Origin of the sequence: Enterococcus sp. 7E2_DIV0204 (assembly GCF_002140855.1) — a bacterium.
Classification (GTDB): Bacteria; Bacillota; Bacilli; order Lactobacillales; family Enterococcaceae; genus Enterococcus_L; species Enterococcus_L lemimoniae.
Genome location: NZ_NGKY01000001.1, coordinates 1074526 through 1092961 on the forward strand (window position 1 = coordinate 1074526; position 18436 = coordinate 1092961).

At 35.2% G+C, this 18436-nt stretch carries 20 protein-coding genes; 8 read left to right on the top strand and 12 right to left on the bottom strand.

Annotated features, from left to right (window positions below; translation table 11 throughout):
* Window positions 1-132 precede the first annotated feature (132 nt).
* A complete protein-coding gene (locus A5819_RS05100; RefSeq protein WP_086277353.1) occupies window positions 133-897 on the bottom strand; it encodes a C39 family peptidase in 765 nt (254 codons plus the stop codon).
* 240 nt (window positions 898-1137) lie between these two features.
* Here A5819_RS05100 and A5819_RS05105 point away from each other — a divergent pair, with 240 nt between their 5' ends.
* From A5819_RS05105 to A5819_RS05130, 6 genes are all read left to right on the top strand, one after another.
* A complete protein-coding gene (locus A5819_RS05105; RefSeq protein ID WP_086277355.1) occupies window positions 1138-1503 on the top strand; it encodes a hypothetical protein in 366 nt (121 codons plus the stop codon).
* Window positions 1504-1608: 105 nt separating this feature from the next.
* Window positions 1609-2085, top strand: coding sequence for a GNAT family N-acetyltransferase (locus A5819_RS05110; protein ID WP_086277357.1), 477 nt, complete (start codon window positions 1609-1611; stop codon window positions 2083-2085).
* 106 nt (window positions 2086-2191) lie between these two features.
* On the top strand, window positions 2192-2659 hold the full coding sequence (locus A5819_RS05115) for a GNAT family N-acetyltransferase (protein WP_086277359.1): 468 nt from the start codon (window positions 2192-2194) through the stop codon (window positions 2657-2659).
* 22 nt (window positions 2660-2681) lie between these two features.
* On the top strand, window positions 2682-3065 hold the full coding sequence (locus tag A5819_RS05120) for an ACT domain-containing protein (protein ID WP_086277361.1): 384 nt from the start codon (window positions 2682-2684) through the stop codon (window positions 3063-3065).
* Between the two features lie 98 nt (window positions 3066-3163).
* Window positions 3164-3895 (top strand): bifunctional 2-polyprenyl-6-hydroxyphenol methylase/3-demethylubiquinol 3-O-methyltransferase UbiG, encoded by a 732-nt coding sequence (locus A5819_RS05125; RefSeq protein ID WP_086277363.1) that lies wholly within the window; start codon window positions 3164-3166, stop codon window positions 3893-3895.
* 34 nt (window positions 3896-3929) lie between these two features.
* Window positions 3930-4328 carry a DUF1622 domain-containing protein gene (locus A5819_RS05130; RefSeq protein ID WP_086277365.1) on the top strand — a complete coding sequence of 133 codons (399 nt, stop codon included), beginning with the start codon at window positions 3930-3932 and terminating at the stop codon, window positions 4326-4328.
* A gap of 277 nt (window positions 4329-4605) precedes the next feature.
* On the opposite strand, the gene A5819_RS05135 is transcribed toward A5819_RS05130, so the two are convergent.
* The 5 genes from A5819_RS05135 to A5819_RS05155 all read right to left on the bottom strand — a co-directional run bounded on the left by A5819_RS05135 (window position 4606) and on the right by A5819_RS05155 (window position 10219).
* Entirely contained in the window at window positions 4606-7602 is a 2997-nt protein-coding gene (locus A5819_RS05135) for a hypothetical protein (RefSeq protein ID WP_086277368.1), read from the bottom strand.
* A 97-nt stretch (window positions 7603-7699) separates the two neighbouring features.
* Window positions 7700-8440 (bottom strand): WxL domain-containing protein, encoded by a 741-nt coding sequence (locus tag A5819_RS05140; protein ID WP_086277369.1) that lies wholly within the window; start codon window positions 8438-8440, stop codon window positions 7700-7702.
* Between the two features lie 87 nt (window positions 8441-8527).
* A complete protein-coding gene (locus A5819_RS05145) occupies window positions 8528-8752 on the bottom strand; it encodes a hypothetical protein (protein WP_086277372.1) in 225 nt (74 codons plus the stop codon).
* Window positions 8752-9105 (bottom strand): hypothetical protein, encoded by a 354-nt coding sequence (locus A5819_RS05150; RefSeq protein WP_086277375.1) that lies wholly within the window; start codon window positions 9103-9105, stop codon window positions 8752-8754. Before A5819_RS05150 ends, A5819_RS05145 begins: the two co-directional genes overlap by 1 nt.
* 13 nt (window positions 9106-9118) lie before the next feature.
* Window positions 9119-10219 carry a DUF916 and DUF3324 domain-containing protein gene (locus A5819_RS05155; RefSeq protein ID WP_176271361.1) on the bottom strand — a complete coding sequence of 367 codons (1101 nt, stop codon included), beginning with the start codon at window positions 10217-10219 and terminating at the stop codon, window positions 9119-9121.
* 988 nt (window positions 10220-11207) lie between these two features.
* On the opposite strand from A5819_RS05155, the gene A5819_RS05160 reads away from it, so the two are divergent.
* Entirely contained in the window at window positions 11208-11822 is a 615-nt protein-coding gene (locus A5819_RS05160) for a TetR/AcrR family transcriptional regulator (protein WP_086277379.1), read from the top strand.
* Window positions 11823-11931: 109 nt separating this feature from the next.
* Here the strand turns inward: A5819_RS05160 and A5819_RS05165 are convergent, their stop codons facing one another.
* Window positions 11932-12714, bottom strand: coding sequence for a hypothetical protein (locus A5819_RS05165; protein WP_086279652.1), 783 nt, complete (start codon window positions 12712-12714; stop codon window positions 11932-11934).
* Between the two features lie 270 nt (window positions 12715-12984).
* Here A5819_RS05165 and A5819_RS05170 point away from each other — a divergent pair, with 270 nt between their 5' ends.
* Window positions 12985-13722, top strand: a complete 738-nt coding sequence (locus A5819_RS05170) for a class A sortase (protein ID WP_086277381.1) — start codon at window positions 12985-12987, stop codon at window positions 13720-13722.
* A gap of 54 nt (window positions 13723-13776) precedes the next feature.
* On the opposite strand, the gene A5819_RS05175 is transcribed toward A5819_RS05170, so the two are convergent.
* The 5 genes from A5819_RS05175 to ruvA all read right to left on the bottom strand — a co-directional run bounded on the left by A5819_RS05175 (window position 13777) and on the right by ruvA (window position 18433).
* Window positions 13777-13998: a hypothetical protein gene (locus A5819_RS05175; RefSeq protein WP_086277383.1), complete on the bottom strand. Its 222-nt coding sequence runs from the start codon at window positions 13996-13998 to the stop codon at window positions 13777-13779.
* 216 nt (window positions 13999-14214) lie between these two features.
* Window positions 14215-15909 carry an oleate hydratase gene (locus A5819_RS05180; RefSeq protein ID WP_086277384.1) on the bottom strand — a complete coding sequence of 565 codons (1695 nt, stop codon included), beginning with the start codon at window positions 15907-15909 and terminating at the stop codon, window positions 14215-14217.
* A gap of 108 nt (window positions 15910-16017) precedes the next feature.
* Complete coding sequence (locus A5819_RS05185) at window positions 16018-16593, bottom strand: TetR/AcrR family transcriptional regulator (protein WP_086277386.1); 576 nt, start codon at window positions 16591-16593, stop codon at window positions 16018-16020.
* A gap of 202 nt (window positions 16594-16795) precedes the next feature.
* Window positions 16796-17809 (bottom strand): Holliday junction branch migration DNA helicase RuvB, encoded by a 1014-nt coding sequence (ruvB, locus tag A5819_RS05190; protein ID WP_086277388.1) that lies wholly within the window; start codon window positions 17807-17809, stop codon window positions 16796-16798.
* 12 nt (window positions 17810-17821) lie between these two features.
* Entirely contained in the window at window positions 17822-18433 is a 612-nt protein-coding gene (ruvA, locus tag A5819_RS05195; protein ID WP_086277390.1) for a Holliday junction branch migration protein RuvA, read from the bottom strand.
* Between the last annotated feature and the right edge of the window lie 3 nt (window positions 18434-18436).

An 18436-nucleotide genomic window follows, 5' to 3' on the forward strand; every position in this document is an offset into this window, starting at 1 on the left:
CAATGGTTTTTACAAAAAAGTAAAGCGTTCTCTTTTTGTAGTAGCCGAAAAAGCCAACCATACATACCGGTTGACCTTCTATTCACTATTCGAATAAACGGCGAAACAGAAGTAACTCCTTCTGTCCCAACTTTATTTATATACCGCCCAGAAATTCATTGCTTCATTCAGTAGTTCATCTGCAGTAAATTCTTTTATCGAGTGGCCTTTTGTCTCAGAGTCATTTGGATCATTTACCCAAAATTTCCCATTATTTGTGCCGCTTAATACCATAATATGACCCGTTTCAGTAAATAGCCCTGGTTTTACCGAGATGATCACAGGATGTTTTTGTTTTAATTGTTCTTCTACCGCTGTCATATCTGTTTCAAGATCTTCAAATTGATAGCCTTTTTCCATCGCAAAATCAGAAAATACGGACCAAGCTGTCCCTTCACCTTCTACAAAGTAATCATTTTTCGACCAATTTAAAATATCTTGCGGTGTATATTGTTTATTATCTAAGAAAGAAGACACCATTGCTAATGATACAATTGCACAGCCATTGATTTCCAATGTATTCCCATCAGGGTTGCCCATGCCATAAGGTGTCGCTTTCCATTTATCGTCTGTTTGCAATAATAAGTTGATCGGCATCCGATTAGCAAATTTATTTTGACTTAACTCTTCATTGACTTGTTCCGTGTATGTTAGTTTTTTAACTTTTTCTGGCTCTTTTTTACTTTCACTTGTCTCAGTTATTTTTACTTCATTCGCTTTGCCGTCATTAAATAAGGCTGAAAAGCCGCTACCTTCTGCCATCGGTGCCACCTTAGCTAAAAGAGCTCCAGCAAAGGCTGTGCCAACTAGTAATGCTATAATAGAAACTTTTGATTTTTTTGTCTGTTTTTGTTTCATTGATATCTCCCTCTTTTAAGTTGAAAGCGTTGAGTCGTTACTTACTTTCAAACAAATTACATAAATGTAATTAGTACTTCTAATATTACTGAAACTATAGAAAAAAGCAAGTAGGAATAATTCTTTACAAGATTATTACGAACATATTTTCTTGAATTATTTGACTTTATTAGGTAGAATGGTAGTATCTGATTGTTCAGAGTCTGACAGTAGTAGTAAATTCGTGAAGGAGGTAGAAGAATGGACAATAACCACAAATCAACAATGAAAAGCATTTCAAAATTGATCAGCCAATCTTCCCAAAGTTTCTTTTCGGCATTTTTAGACGACTCTAAAGATAGACAGAGCAAAAATAAAGAGCGTGAAGAAATTCTTAAGAAATTACAAGTTGCTTCTGCTCAAAAAAGTTTAGTTGTTCTACAATTAAAAGAAGTGCCGACTTCGCAAAAGTTTGAAACAGTATCTGGATGGATCGTTTCCAAGAGCATTGGTGATTCGATCATGTTGCGTTTACAAGAAGACAGCCAACAAATCCGAATGATCACTGTTGACCATATAAAAAAAGTAAGTACCTTGTCTAAAAATGACAAGCGCCTTATTAAGTAATCAAAATAGCCAGAGAGAAATACTTTTACTTCTCTCTGGCTATTTTTTATTGAAAACTATAATCCTATTCATGATAAAATAAACAAAAAGGTCTTGGAGGACATTATGAACAACCCAATCAAACAGCTTTCAACCATCAATACACCAGAACTTAAAGCAGCTCTTGCACTTGTTCAGCGGGTTTTTCTTGAGTTTGAAGCACCTGATTATTCTGATGAAGGAATCCAACATTTCAAGCAGTTTATCTCTTTTGATACAATTACGCAGCAATTAGCAGCGCAAGAATTAACGCTTTGGGCCTATTTCTCTAATGAAGTAACCATAACCGGGTTGATTGCAGTGCGTTTGCCAAACCACATATCCTTGCTTTTTGTGGATAAGACATTTCATAGAAAAGGAATTGCTCGTCAGCTTATGAAAACAGCGACTACATATTGCCAAACGGTCCACATGGCAACCCAACTAACATTGAACTCTTCACCTTATGCGCTTGACGCCTATCACCATCTCGGCTTTATACCAATAGACAGTCAACAAGAAGTTGATGGTATTATTTTCACGCCAATGAAAAAAATATTATAAAGCAACTGCACAAGACCTCTCAAACAAGTTATACTATAAGTATAAAGGAATTGCTATTTTCCTATCGGCTAAAATAAGCACATTACGCTAAGCAGGAGGAAAACTCATGTACCTAAAAATGTACGATGATACGCACCAAACTTTTATTAATGATTATTGCCTATCACAAAAGAAACGGCGCTATGTCCGTGAGCCAAAAATCGCTATTGCTTTAACTAAAAAAGATCCGCATCGTCATGGTGTTCTCGTTTTTGAACACGATCAGCTCGTTGCCTTCTTGACACTTTATGAAGCACAAGGCGGTAGCCACTATTCTACCAATAAAAATAATATTTTAGTGCAAGACTTTTCTACTGATTATCGTCACTTAGGGAAAGGCTATGCCAAACAAGCGACTTATTTGTTGCCAGCATTTATTCATCAGCACTTTTCAACGATCGATCAACTTACAATCGTCGTGAATGAAGACAAAGCATTCACCCAATCTTTATGTCGACAAGCAGGCTTTAAAGAGACTGACAATCGCCTTCCAGCTATTTACGGGTCTCAGGTCTTTTTAGAAATCCCGATTTAACATACTACTTGGAGGAAAACAAATGCAGTTAAAACTACTAGATACACTAAACTATGCTATTATAAAATTTCCGGTCGATACCCCAATTCCTGCTTCATTCCATAAAATCAAAGCATTTAAGAGCCTGACTTACACACACGATGAATGTTCTGTGATTGTACCTTCTGGCTCGCTTGAGACAGATCTTGCTCTTTCTATTGATGAGGACTGGTTCATTATTCAGATCGTCGGCGAACTAGATTTTTCTTTAGTAGGGATTTTGACACAATTGGCTAATCCTTTAGCTGACAATCAGATCTCGATTTTCGCTTTATCCACATACAATACCGATTATCTTTTAATCAAAAATAAAGACAAAACGAAAGCCATCCAAGTTTTGAGTGATTGTGGTCATATTTTTCAATAAACGGATACTAGCTTCCCTAAATTCTCTTTTATGGGTATTCTCTTCACAATCTGGTACAATTAATAAGACAAAAGTACGTTCATTAAAGGAGACACCGTATGAAAAACGAATATGACAATCCTAATTTTTTTGACGCTTATAGCCAAATGGATCGTTCAAAAAAAGGGCTTGAGGGTGCTGGTGAATGGCATGAGTTAAAAAAATTACTACCTGATTTCACTGGAAAAACCGTTCTAGATCTCGGTTGCGGCTATGGTTGGCATTGCCGTTATGCCGTTGAAAATGGTGCTGAAAAAGTCATTGGCATCGATCTATCTGAACGAATGATCGAAAAAGCAAAAGAGATGACCGATTCTTCAAAAATCACTTATCATTTAATGGGTATGGATGAAATCGATGGACTAAATGAAACATTCGATATCGTGATCAGCTCTTTAGCACTTCATTATGTCCCTTCATTTGATGATATTGCTAAAAAAGTCAATCATTGTTTGAACTCTGGCGGCGATTTTATTTTCTCTACAGAACATCCGATTTTCACAGCACAAGGAACGGAAGATTGGATTTATGATCAAAAAGGGCAGCCACTTTATTGGCCAGTTGATCGCTACTTTGATGAAAGTATTCGTGAGACACTATTTTTAGGTGAAACCGTAATGAAATATCACAAAACCTTGACTACTTATTTGGACGGACTATTAACAAATGGCTTTCAAATCACTCGTTTGGTTGAACCGATGCCCGCTCCTGAAATGCTTGAAGCAAGTGCCCAAATGAGAGATGAATTGCGTAGGCCAATGATGCTGTTGGTTTCTGCAAAAAAATTATGAGCCTTTCTAAAGTACAGGAAACGGGGGGAAATGAATGCACGATTTAGCCCAAAATATCATGGATAATTTAATTCCTTTCTTTGATTTATTCATTTTAGCGTTAAATATTTTTTCGATCGTCGTCTTAATTTGGGGCGTGATTATGTCTGGAATCGATTTTCTAAAAAGCGAACGAGCAAACCGAAATCGTGTTGTGATGGCGCGCCAAAATAATTTCATCAAAAGTTTTCTAGGTAGTTACATTCTCCTTAGTTTAGAAATACTGATTGCTGCAGATATCATTGAATCGATTATCAAACCAACTTTTCAAGATATTTTAAAATTGGCTATTTTAGTAGTGATCCGAACGGTAATCTCCTACTTCTTGCATAAAGAAATTGAAGATGCTTTAAAAGATAAGGAAAATGAAGCCGACGAAAAAAAGGTCATCTGAGCACATCTGATGCCTTTTTTTACTATGCATGATTTTTATTTGTTGAATAAATCCAATAGAAATAGAGAATAAACTGATTTGTCAATGAGTTTATTCTCTATTTCTAGTATGGCTTGTATGCAATAACTGTAATGAAAATTAGACAGTTCCACTTAAAGTCTAATACGATCGGATAAGCGTATTTATTCAAAGAAATAGGGCTATTCCATTCCGATAGTGAATGATCCATCGTCACCTCTTCCTTGTAATATTTTTTAGCTTTATCCTGAAATACAAATTACCTTATCGGGTCAGTAGTCAACTGCCAAGTCAAATATCCTATATAATTACCTATATAGTCTCGTTGGGTCCTCGATATGTTCATCCCAATGCCAACTTCTTCAATAGAATTACCTAATATTGTTATAAATTCTTGTAACGGTTTTTTTGCTTTTTGAGTACTTAAAATGTTGTCTGACGTTGAAATTATAGTTTTTGTTTTGTCTGCATTTTGATAGAATAGCTGTCCATCTAACAGTCGGTTATCTGTGTTTCGCTGGAACGGTTGAGATAACTGAGCATGTAGAGTCCAATTAACTGTTCTATTTGTGTTTAATATTTTTACGTTCTCAATCAATCTATCTGATGGGTAAATAACTGTTTCTTTATTAAGAAGTAGTCTAGGATCAATAATTCCAAAATTGATTTTTTCTGGTACTGAAACTAATTTCGTAACGGGCTTATAATAATAAGTAATTGAAAAATCTGTTGTTGGAACTTTAGTGTATTCTTGCGCATTCGCCTCTGTATTGGTTATGTATGAATCTACAGCAACATCGTCGTAACCATCAAAATTCAATTTCAAATCGCCATCAGTAATAAAGGTTGATATTATTTTTGCGATTGAATCTCCCGCATTTACAGCCTTCTCATCTTCACTTTTCGTAGTAGAATCTACCAATGCTTTTGAAAATATAGCCTTTTTGTCATTTTTATCTATATAGTTCACAGTCATCTTAACTACCGTTTTTTCATAGATGATCCTATAATTTTGAAGCTTACTAGTTGCAATGATAGGTAAGCTTGATTCTTTTCCGGTATCTTTGTTTGTAAGACTTTTTGGGTGATAATTATCTATCACTGGATACTTATCCAGTAAATTAGTATTCAGTCTATATGATGTTCCGTTAAAGGTGGTGGCCTCTCTTAATTTATTTCCATCCGCATCAGTGTATTCAATACTTATTGGTTGCGGAATTCCTGATGAGTAGACAATATCTGTCTCATCAACGTTAGATTCTTTTTGCGAATTATATGATGAATATTCAACATAAAATCCACTTAATAATTCAGTATTTTCACTTAAATCATTCCAAAATCTTCCCGCATTAACAAAGGCAAATTGTAAATAAGCTTCTTGATTGTTGTAATTATTTGGTTCAATTGTAGAGGCAGGGGAACCATTGCGAATATTACTAAAATTGTTAAACTCTCCTGGAACAGCGTAATCAATTTTGCTATTGTAGATAGTATTATCAAAAAAAATTTTACCTGATTCTGGCCCATCTGCCCAGTACCATTTATTTGCCTGTGTTGCATCAATATTCAGAATCGAATCAATTTTAATAGGATCCAAAATTTTCTCAGTCCCTATAAGAGAGCGAGTTCCACCTAGCCATCCCGGATTCTTAGCAATATTATCATAAATGAAATCTTGTTCTTCTTGAGAGGTTATTGTGGTCAAATAGCCTGTAAGCCCTTTGTAGTTCAATGTTTTCGCATAATTATAGGCATCCTTCCAAGTCATCTTACTTACGCCTAACTCTTTATACGGGACATAACTATAATAATGAGTTATTCCATCATCATCAACTCTGCTCGTTAATATTTTATTATGAAAAAGAATTTCAACTTGTTGATCATCTTTTAAGTCTGTTTGATTTACAGTAAAATTTACGCTTTCCAACAATAAGTTTATATCGCTTGCCGTAGCTAGATTACCATTACTAGAAAATGTCCAAGATTTTTTTTCTCCAGGACTCGTTTCATTAAGAAAATAAGTCCATTTAGAAGGTAATTTTAAATTATCTAAATTGGATAAAGAAAATGCATTTGGCACAATTAGTTCGATACTTTTAGAGTAGTTTGCTAGCGATTCATAAACCGTTGCATCAACTATTTTTGCAGTATTATTTTGGCGCTCAATCTTAAATATAGTATCTTCGGGTATCGTTTTATTAATTACAAAATCTGTTTCATCTTTAATCGTTTCTTCTTGATTACCATATTGCGAATATTCAATGTAGAGCCCATCTGGCAAAGTAGAATTTAATGCTAAGTCGTTCCAATGATCTCCACCATGTGCAAATTGTAAATAAGCTTCAACACCATTGTAATTGTTTGGTTCAACATAATCTGCTGATAGACCATTTTTAGAATTGGAAAACCAATTATAGATATTTGGAACTGAATAGTCTGTTGCAGCATTATACTTTGCATTATTAAAAAATACAGTTCCCGCCTCTGGACCATCTGCCCAGTACCATTTATTTGCAGTAGAACTACTTATATTTAAGCTATTTACGTCAAGTTGATCTTGATCTGAGATTTTAGAGTTGCTATTAAGAGCTCTTGTACCACCTAGCCATCCAGCAACTTTTGCAATATTATTATAAATAAATGACTGTTCTTGGTTAGAGGTAATGGTTGCCAAGTACCCTTTTAATCCCCGATATTTAGTTGTTTTTGCATAATTGTAAGCATCTGACCATGTCATTTCATTAACACCAATATCTGAATATGGAACAAAACTATAATAATGAGTAATATTATCGTCATCAACACGACTTGTTAATATCTTATTGTGAAATAAAACTTCTATATTATCTCCCTCAACAAATGTATCTTTATCAATAGTAAAGTTCAGACTCTGAAGTAGATTAACCAATTGTGTGACATTCGCCGAAGAACCATTACTTGAAAATGTATATGAATTCTTACTCGAGGTATTGCTTGTTTCATTTTTGTAGTATGTCCAATTTGATGGAAGTACCGCTGTGTTGCCATTGCTCAATGCTATTGATTTAGGTGTGACAACTTCGATACTTTTGGTATATTTAGATAAGTCCTCCGAAATATTTACACTTACAAGCTTGATATCATTTCTCGATCGTTTAACTTCAAAATCTCCTTTTATTTCAGATGCTGCATACGAAAAATTTGATATAGAACATGTTACAATACAAGAAACAAGGATCAATACTATTTTCCAATAGTTGCTCTTCTTTTTCTTCATACATTACGCTCCTCTTTTAATATAGATTGTTACAGTAACTTTCTCGCAATTCTTATGTTTTAATAATTACATGAACGTGTACTGAATAAAATTTAGATTAAGCGGCATCGTCAGAAAGGACCCATTTAATCGTACTAGAGTACTTGCTGTTTTCTGTAGCTGACCCACCTTTAACATTCAAATTAACATTAGAAATTTTTCTAGCAACTGCTGCTGTTCCTGTTTGTGCAGTAGTATTAGCTGGCAAATTATAATTCAATACTTTGCTTCCTGCTGTAGAACCAGCATTCAACGTAATATTTCCAGCAGCAATACCTGAGTATAAGTTGGCATAATTCGCATCTAAACTAGTCAATGAGCCAGAAGCTGATGGATCCGGTGTCGCATACCCAGCTTCATCCGCTTCCTTTGCATTAAAATTGTATTTTTGAACAGTTTCCATATTCATCACAATCGATGCATTTTCCAATTTATCTGTTTCATCTTTTGAATTCACAAAGTCTGCTAAAGTGGCCGTCACATTCCATGAAGTTTTAGTTTTTCTATCATCAGAAACCCCTAAATATTGACCACCAGTTGGTGCATCTTGTTGTGCGAATGTTTGCGCATTAGCACTGACTTTATTCGCATTACCAAAGTTGAAAGATGATGGCACAAAAGTTAGTGCCAAGTTATTTTGGAAAGGACCAGAACCAGGATTATAGGTTAAGAAGCCAATTCCTGTTTCTGTTTTCATGCTGTTTGCTGTATCTCCAGTTACGGCCTGAGCTGGTGTTGCTGTAATTAATACCGCGCCAAAGGCTGCTGCTGTTAATCCAAATAATAACTTTTTTTTCATAGTTTTTTCCCCTTTTACTTACAATTTTTTTAAGTATTGGAGAAAGTTACTCTAACAATCTATACTAACTAATTTTCACTTCCTGAATTAGGACAACAATATAATTTGTGCTTTTAATGAAAGAAACATCACAATCATGATGCTAAAAGATACAATAGAAAAAAATAGTAGACTTCCATTTAATAGAAAATGCCATTTATTTTTCTTCAGTACCCGATTTAATTTGATATCTCTTAAAAGAAAGACACAGAAACTGATTAAGCTGATTAAGCCAACAATGCCCAGCCCAGCTACCCAATAATAAACCATCATTACATCTCCTCCTGCTCTTCATATTTTTTTCTAACTATAGTAAAAATTGTTAGTGATAAAACAGCCAAGGCCCACCCTAAAATCAAAATAATGAAAGGCTCCGTCAGAGCACCCGTTTTGGGCAAGCTACCTCTCCATTTATTGGAACCCCCACCAGTTTCTGGCAATTTGTCACGGCTGCTGCTCGTGCTTGTAACAGTAGAAGAACTAGTAGTAAAACCTATTCCGGCATCCGTTTCCAATTCATTACGTGGGTTACTCGCATCTGTTATCAACGGCTGAAAAGTTAATAAAAGAATACAGCCTAATATAATTAGAACCTTTATCAAAACAAAAGCGTACTTCTTTTTCATTTTTTTCCTCCTATTATTTTCTCTCGACGTTTTTAGGTCTCCTATTGTTTTTACGCTTTGCTACCAATTGTTTCTGCCATTGCCCTCCACGATAGATAAGATAGATACTTACAATTAGCGTTGCTAAACTCAATACAATAGTTAGCACATAGACCCAATCGGGCAATGACAATTTGAAAGCTGTCTCATCGTTCATTATTTTTGCCTTTTCCTCAGTTATCGTAAATTCTTTTTCCAAGTTCCAAATTTGATCATTACTTTTTGCATTTATTTTTGCGATATACGTGCCACTAGGAATTGGATCCAACCCCCAATCAACTGAATAAGTAAAGTGACTATTTGGCGCAATCGATCCATCAGACATAGACTGTTTTTTGACAACATTCCCGTTTATTTTATTGACAATCTCAACTTTCATAGAAAAATCGGGAATCACTTTTGATTCTGGATTTTGTAGGGTTATACCAATAGTTTTTTGTGCTCTTAAAAGTTCTGGTTGGACATCAAGTAGCTTTAATGATTTTCCATCCCTATAACTACTGTTTTCTTCCGATGCAACAAGTCCTATTCGATAAGAAAAGGAACTATCAACGGTTACCTTGGAATTTTTTTCCGTTTCTCGTTGAAAATAAATTGAACCCAATTTAATACCCGTATAATTTTCAGCTGATGGCTTTACAGTAATAATGACTTCTTTAGTTTCACCTTGGGCTACCTCTATTTCTGGTTGATTTACTGTGGCAATTTCTTCAATAGAATCTTTTAAAGTTTCATCTTTTTTCTGACTGGCAAGATAATTAATCGTTGCTTTCTCGCTAGTAATACCATTTGCTAAATAGACTTTCACTTTGACTACTTCTTCAGAAGTCCCAGTCACTTTTACTTTCAGCTTTTGCACTTGATTCGGCTCGGTTTTAATATAAAAAAAAGTTTTATTCTGATCAATTTGACTAGAAGGCTTGACTGTTTCCACCGAAAACCCTAGAGGATCGCCTTTATTCTCGCTGGCTATTGCTGGAACAGAACGTTTAACAACTAGAAATAAGCATAACCATCCAATACTCAACACCTTTATACACTTACAGATAAACCTTCTTTGTTTATTTTTTTTCATCATTTTTAAGTAGCCTCCTGAATTTACTATTTGCAGCATTATACAGTCATACTTTCCCTTGCTTCAGTTATTTATTTGAATTATTTTCTTAGAAAAATCAAATGCCTTCTAATATAAAATATCTAATTTATAAAATTCACAAAATAGACACAAGTGTAACTATAATACCTGTCTCTTATACACATCTAGATGTGTATAAGAGACAGTCATTACATCTCCTCCTGCCTGTCTCTTATACACATCTAGATGTGTATAAGAGACAGATACAACTCTTGCATCGTTTTTTTAAAAGACAACAAATGTATATACCTAAAAAAAGATTCATACGCTTTATTTTCAACTTTTTCACACTCAAACTTAATCTATATTTTTTCTACTAAATTATGACTACAATAATGGTACAAAGCTAATTTTGTACTAATATATGCTATAATAAAGTTTGTAAGCTGCTCCAATATTAACACTTTCAACACTGTGTTATAGCGTTAGTTAAAAAGACAATAAATAGACCAAAAGACATTTATTTTATGTTCAATTAATACTAGATGGGGATCACACACTCAATAATCTTGTAAGCTATCATACAATTATTTTTACAAGAATAGTAAAATTTAATTATTAAATACTAAGTATAAACTATATATTCATCTGAACACATCGAACAACATATTAGTTATCCCAATCAGTTAATCCAAATAAAATGAGCATCCTCCAAATTTTTCACTATAATGATTTGTATGACGTACATTAAAAAGCTTTAGTGACTATCTTTGGATTTGATAACTGATGCACAATATTCCTACGATTAACTATAGAAATAGGAGTACCCATTCGATTATAATCATCTAATTCAATTTAGCCATATTCACTCAAATGTTAAAATATTGAAACAACTATTTTTTTTAGTTTGAAGAAACTATCATAACTTATTTAGTAATTCCCTATCAATGCTACCATTAAATGGCTCTTAGCATAGCCGGAAAGGAAAATGTATCAGAAACCTTATTGGTTAATGACGCAAGGTAATAATTTGAAAAATAAAGGTAACGCTAAATCTCTATATTCAAGAACACAAATACAAGAATCTATGCTTAAATTAATAAAACATAAAAAATTTGAAGAAATCACAATAAAAGAAATTGTTGATGGTGCTAATGTTTCTCGTAAAACATTTTATAGAAATTTTGATTCTAAAATTGAGATTTTAGATGTAGAAATCTCTAAGATTTCATCTGAATACATTCAAGCGCTCCATGAAATTACTGATTTGACTTTTCATAATATTGTTTTCCTTATATTTACAGTTGCTGATAATAATCACGAGTTCATTAAGTCGTTAGTTGATAATAATCTCCTTTATTTGTTATTGGATAGAATTTATGAGAAAGTTATTCTTGTATATGATATTAGAGGAAAAGAAATTCTTCGCATATATGGAAAAAACGCCATTTCCAATTCTCTAAGGTTTATTTTTGGTGGATTCGAGAGGTATATAAAAGAATGGTTAAAAGAGGATAATAGAAAGTCTCCTCTTCAGGTTCAAAAGGATTTCGAGGCAGTGATAGAAATCTGGATGTCTGTTCTAATGGGTAAACTAAAATAACTTAAAAAAACTGAGAAACAACTTTTTAAAGCTGTTTCTCAGTTTTTTTATATAAAATAGCGATTAAACTCATCGAAAAAATAAAACCCATTATTCCGACATAATTTTTTTATGCCTGTCTCGGCAAATCCGCAAAACCAAACTCATCTTCTTGGATCAAACGCCAAGTTCGTTTCGCTGTATTATAAATCAAGATTGCAATGACTGGTTCTTTTCGATAGGCAAAGTTTTTCGTTTTCCACAAAGAGTCTTCTACCACATGAATTGGAATATGATATTCTTTCCCTTTGATATCCATTTGATCAAAACAGAACACAACACCTTCTTGCAAAATCGGTTTCATTTCTTTCAATAATTCGCCATCTAGCTTTTCAACAGAGACTCCGCGTTTAAAAAACGTCTTACGATCATTGACTTTTTCCAAAATCACTCGGGTAATCTTATCCGCTAAAATGCGATAAAACTCGTCAATGTAACGATAATAAACCCTTGTCATATGGTCGACAAATTCAAAAAAGACGAAATCATTTTGTAATTTATAAAAGAACGGTGAATGTAGACTTGTTTTCATATGCCCAAAATAAAGCAACTCGGAAATTTCCATCGGCGTTAGTTCTTTGAGCATTGTAACATCAGAGAAATCAATCCATTTGATTTCTTCGTTCATTTTACGACGATGAACGGTAGAAAAATATTGATCGACATTCTCTTGACCACGAATGATCTTTAATCCACTGTGCATATCATACTCGCCTTCTTCAGCAGAAGGATTCAGTAATAGCAGGTTCTTAGGGTGATGAACGATGGAGCGCGTAAAGTCTGTATGTGTGATCCCTTTTGATAATACTGCATTACTTGTCATATCAATATGTACATAAATCAATTCCAACATTTGTTCCATCACCCCCGTCAATTGTCTTCTCTTACATTCTACAGTATTTTGCAAAGAAAAGCTTGTGTCTTTTATTTTAAGATTCAGTTACAAAGAGTTAAAAACTGCCCACTTTCTAGAGAAGATAACGGATATCTGTAAAAAAATAGTGTCCAACAGCTATATTTTTAAGGTTCCTTTTAAATAATCATATTTATAAAAAAATAAAGATTTTAAGCTAGGGTTTCATTTTGATTTATGATACACTTAATAAAAAAAAGGAGGAAGCTTATGGCCTCAAGAAAAGAACGCCCTAAAAAGAAAAAATCAAGAAAAAGAAATTGGCTGATTAATATCTTCCTATTTTTATTATTGATTGTTGGTTTAGCACTGGTCTTTAATACACAAATCAGAAATTGGTTGATTCAACAAAACGGAAAAGAATATGCGGTAGAGAAGCTAACACCTGAAATTGTTGCAAAAAACAATGAAACGGATACTTCTTTCGATTTTGCAGCAGTTGAATCATTAAGTACAGAAGCTGTCTTAAAAGCACAACTAGCCAATAAAAACTTACCGGTTGTAGGTGCTGTTGCACTTCCCGATGTCAAAATCAACTTGCCGATCTTTAGAGGATTGGACAATGTTGTTCTACTAACCGGAGCTGGAACAATGAAGCCTGACCAAGAAATGGGTAAAGGGAATTACGCTCTTGCCAGTCATCGTGTACAAGACATGATTTCTTTATTTTCACCATTGGAATATTCAAAACCAGGAGAATTGATTTATACAACTGATTTAAGCAATGTTTATACATATAAGATCACTTATGTTGAAAAAATCGATCCTTCACGCGTTGAGTTGATCGATGATGTACCTGGTAAAAAAATGATTACTTTGATTACGTGTGGCGATATGTATGCGACAACGCGGATTGCGGTTCAAGGTGAATTAGAGTCAGTTACACCAATAAAAAAAGCAACACAAGCAATGACAGATGCATTTAATATGGAGCAGTTAACGTTATAAAAGTCAAAAAACAGCTAGGACAAAAAGTTATCAAAACTTCTGTCCTAGCTTTTTTTATACGTGACTTGATTTTCTCATTCGACCATAACTATAACGAATAGCTGATAAAATCAATACGATTGGATATATGAATACCGTAACAGCAAACCATTCGACATTGAAAACAGATATGAACGCAACATGATAAGTAACCGCATAAATCAAAGGCAATACCAATGCCAGCAACCCGTAATATAAACTCATCTCAAATACAACTGTTTTAAATAAATTCTTCATGATTCATTTCCCCAATCTCTTTTGACTTATCTATTGTTTCTCTCTTAGTCATTACTCTACTTTTCTATTGTACGTTTTTCCCTTGGGAAAAGCATCCATCTAAAGGCTGAGATTTTTCTAGGTAAATGATCCTATTTATGTAAATCGCTTCCTCACTTTTTTACAAAAAAAGAGTAAATGACAAATTAAAACATGTCATTTACTCTTAAGTTATTTTTATCTAAACATCGTTTGTGCAGCTTTAGCCAACACTTTAGGATCACGATTATACGGTGTCACAGGAATAATCTCTTTATCAATATCAAATAACGTATACACAGCAATTCTCGCCGCTCGAACTGAATACTCCTCAGTAAAGACCATATCTTTCGGAATCTCCACAAATTGACTGACCATGGCAAAGTTTGTACTATTTTCAGGAACAACTTGTGGGCGATCTGTCATTTTACGTGGTTGGAATTGTGCATCAATATACGGCATGTAAGCAGGAATCACATTGACAACATCTTTAACGATTTCATCCCAATCGGCTTGCCATCCCATTTGGCAAATCCATTCGTACAAAATTTCTTCCCCAGTACAATCACGCATTGGTTTTTTCACGTAATCACCGACTTTATCTGTGTAAATACCGTATCCCCAGAAAATAGTCGTGTCTGGATCTTGGTTTTTAAAGTGAGGTTGTGCTGCCACAACGGTACTCATCAACCAGCTTGAATCTTTTAACGTCATCAAAGCACCAGAGCCTGGAATGTTTCCAGAAAACTCTTCGATCCGTTTTAATAACTTATCCCCACGACATGTTACAGTGAAGCTTTCCCAGTTTGTTTCGGCTTCATTACCAAAGAATGGTTCTGGATTACCTAAGCCAGCTTTTTTCTTAGCAATATTACGCCATAGACGTGCTGAACGCGACTCTTCCGTTACAGCTGGAGCTGCAGTCTGCCAGTCTCCTTCTGTAGAGCTGTCGGTCATTGTTCCGTTGGTCATGATGACTACATCTTCTTCATCTAACTCGATTGTTTCACCATTCCCTAATCTCAATGCGGTCACTGTGATTTCTGATCCTGGTTTAAATTCCAAATCAATAACGTCTTCATTCAAGGTAAAATCAACACCGTGTTTTTCCAAAAATGATTTCAATGGTAAGATCACGCTATCGTATTGATTCAACGCAGTCCGTGTCACACCTTCTAATGTATCGATACGGGAAAATTCTAAAATCATCCGATTCATATATCGACGTAATTCAAAGACACTGCTCCATTTTTGGAAAGCAAAGGTTGTTTGCCACATGTACCAAAAGTTTGTTTCAAAGAAGTGTGGACCAAACCATTCTTCAATGGTCACACCATCTAAACTTTCTTCTGAAGCGGCTAATAATTTTGTCATCGCTAAACGATCTTCATTGTCAAAGCCCATTGTATGGGTATCAAGAATTTCTTGATCTTTTGTCACTAAACGTGCTTGAGCATGGGTTGGGTGTAAATGGTCAAAGTTTAAAATTTCTTCTGTTACACTGTGATTTGGCCATTCAAGCGAAGGAATGCTATCGAATAGCTCCCAGAAGTTTTCATAGGTTTCTTCATTCAACATCCGACCACCGCGGGCTACAAAGCCTTTTTCGTTTGTTCCAATCCCATCATTACTGCCGCCGAGAATTTTCATGCCTTCGATCACATGGATATTCTTTCCGTTAAAGTTTGCATCCCGAATCAAGTAAGCTGCTGCAGCCATTGTCGCAATACCGCCGCCAATTAGATATACTTGTTTATCACCATAATAACGACTGTTGATTTCTTCTTCAATTTCTGCAATCTTCTCTACTTCTTTTTCAGCGGATACTTTTTTAGCCAGAATGGCTGCGCCTAATACACCTGCTGCTGCTAATCCAATATGTCTTTTTTTCATGAGAACCCCCCCGATTCAATTTATGAACCTAGCGTACAATGATTCCCAACGTTTGTCTTGTGATAGCCTTTCCATTCCGTCTTCTTTTTTGACACTTTGGTCAATTTGTCACAATAGTTCGTTTTCTTGCGCATACAATCGATAAGAGAAAAACTCGGTATCTTTAGCCAAACGAAATAGCTGTGTGGCGATTTCTAAAGGTGATTCTTTGTAGCTGCCTAAGATCCAATCAATCAAAACACCACTACAGCCATATGAAAAGAAGCGGGCATAAAAGATTTTATCTTCTGGCAGCAATTGGTTTTCTTGGTCGACTTGGTCAAATAAGTTGATAAACAGTTGATTGGTGATCGTTGAAAAACAGCCTCTTAGAATATCTGAATCGGAACTTACGGTATTATAGTAGAAATCACTTTTTGATTGGATCGCTTTTAACATTTTTAGCACTTGTTCTTCCCAATTATCGATAGAGACATCTGGCGAATCTAAATAAATCAAGGCATCATGGGTATAAATCCAACGCAATAGATCTTGTTTATCGGTAAAGTGATAATAGAACGTTTGGCGATTTAAACCGACTTCCTTCGTAATATCTTGAACGCTGATCTTACTGAATAATTTTCGACCGCATAATTCAATCAGTGCAGCAGAAATAGCTTTTTTGGTTATTTGTGATTCGCTCATGTTTTTTTCCTCACTTTTTTTAGATACGTTCATCATACCAAAAAATGAGTGGAAAATATAAGGTTTTGAAGGATTTTTAGGGATTTGTTAATGGTTGGTATTTTTGGAAGGTACACACGCCTTGAAGGTACCCCATTCTCTGACAATAAAACACTCAAACTATTCGGAGAGAATTCATCCCATAGTTTGAGTGTTTCGTATATTATTCCTGATAATATGATTCATATCCAAAATGCTCATAAGCCAATGCCGTTGCGATCCGACCTCTTGGTGTTCGTTTAATAAACCCTTTCTGAATCAAATAAGGTTCATACATATCTTCCACGGTTTCCGTCTCTTCACTGATGTTAACAGCTAACGTGCTTAACCCAACAGGACCACCGCCATATAATTCGATCATGGTCTTCAATAATTTTTGATCGACATAATCTAAGCCTTGATGATCGACTTGTAGTAAGGTCAACGCCTGATCAGCAATGCCGCGATCAATTGTCCCGTTTGACTGGACTTGGGCAAAATCACGTACTCGTTTTAACAGACGATTGGCGATTCGTGGGGTACCTCGAGAACGGCGAGCAATCTCAAATGCGCCTTCTTCTACGATTTCTGTTTGGAAAATGTCCGCAGAACGCAAGACGATTTCTTTCAGGTCCTGTGTTTCATAATATTCCATATGGGAAATAATCCCAAAGCGATCTCGAAGTGGCGCTGATAACATCCCTGCTCTAGTGGTTGCACCAATCAAGGTGAAAGGCGGCAAGGGAAAATGAACAGGGTGAGCCGTTGTTCCTTGCCCTACCATGATATCTACGTAGAAATCCTCCATTGCTGAATAAAGCATTTCTTCTACTACTCGAGGGAGACGATGAATTTCATCGATAAATAAAACATCACCTGGCTCTAATTCATTTAAAATAGCAACTAGATCTCCTGCACGTTCGATTGCTGGTCCGCTGGTGGTACGGATATTGACACGCATTTCATTGGCAATCACCATTGCCATCGTTGTTTTACCCAGTCCAGGTGGTCCATACAAAAGAGCATGATCTAGGGCCTCTTCCCGATTACGGGCAGCTTCGATATAGATCGTTAGCTCCTGTTTGACTTTATCTTGACCGATATATTGTTCGAGAAATTGGGGACGTAGTGACTTTTCTAAGGACTTTTCTCCTTCGCTTGTTGTTTCAGCGGAAAGTAGTCTTTCATCTTCTGTCATAGCCATTCCTCCTTAACGTTTCATCATGAATTTTAGTGCGTTACGTAAATATTCGTCTGTTGCTTGCTTCCCTAGTTCTTCTAGTTTTGGTGTGATTCGTTTGATTTCTTTATCGCTATAGCCTAGCGCACTTAATGCTTCTAAGGCTTCTGTCAGTGACTGATTGGCTGATTGATTTGCTGGTGTTTTAGCCATTGCTTCAACAGCTGCTTCTGACGTTTCTAGTTCGCCTAATTTACCTTTGAGATCAAGAACCATTTGTTGAGCTGTTTTTTTACCCACCCCTGGGAATTTAGTTAAGTATGCTGCATCTTCGCTTTCGATGGCATTGATTAACCCACCATGATCTTCTGACGCCATGATTGCTAGACCACTTTTAGGTCCAATTCCTGAAACGCTGATCAATTTTAAGAAGAGTTGTTTTTCATCTAAATCGCCAAATCCGTATAATGAATGAGCATCTTCACGAATCACTTGGTGGACATAAATTTTGATTTGTTGTTCGGTTTTGCCTGAATAGCGGTACGGATTACCTACAGAAATTTGATAACCAATGCCATTTGTTTCGACTACAATATAATAAGGGCTGATAAAGGTCACTTTACCAATGATATATTCGTACATAAT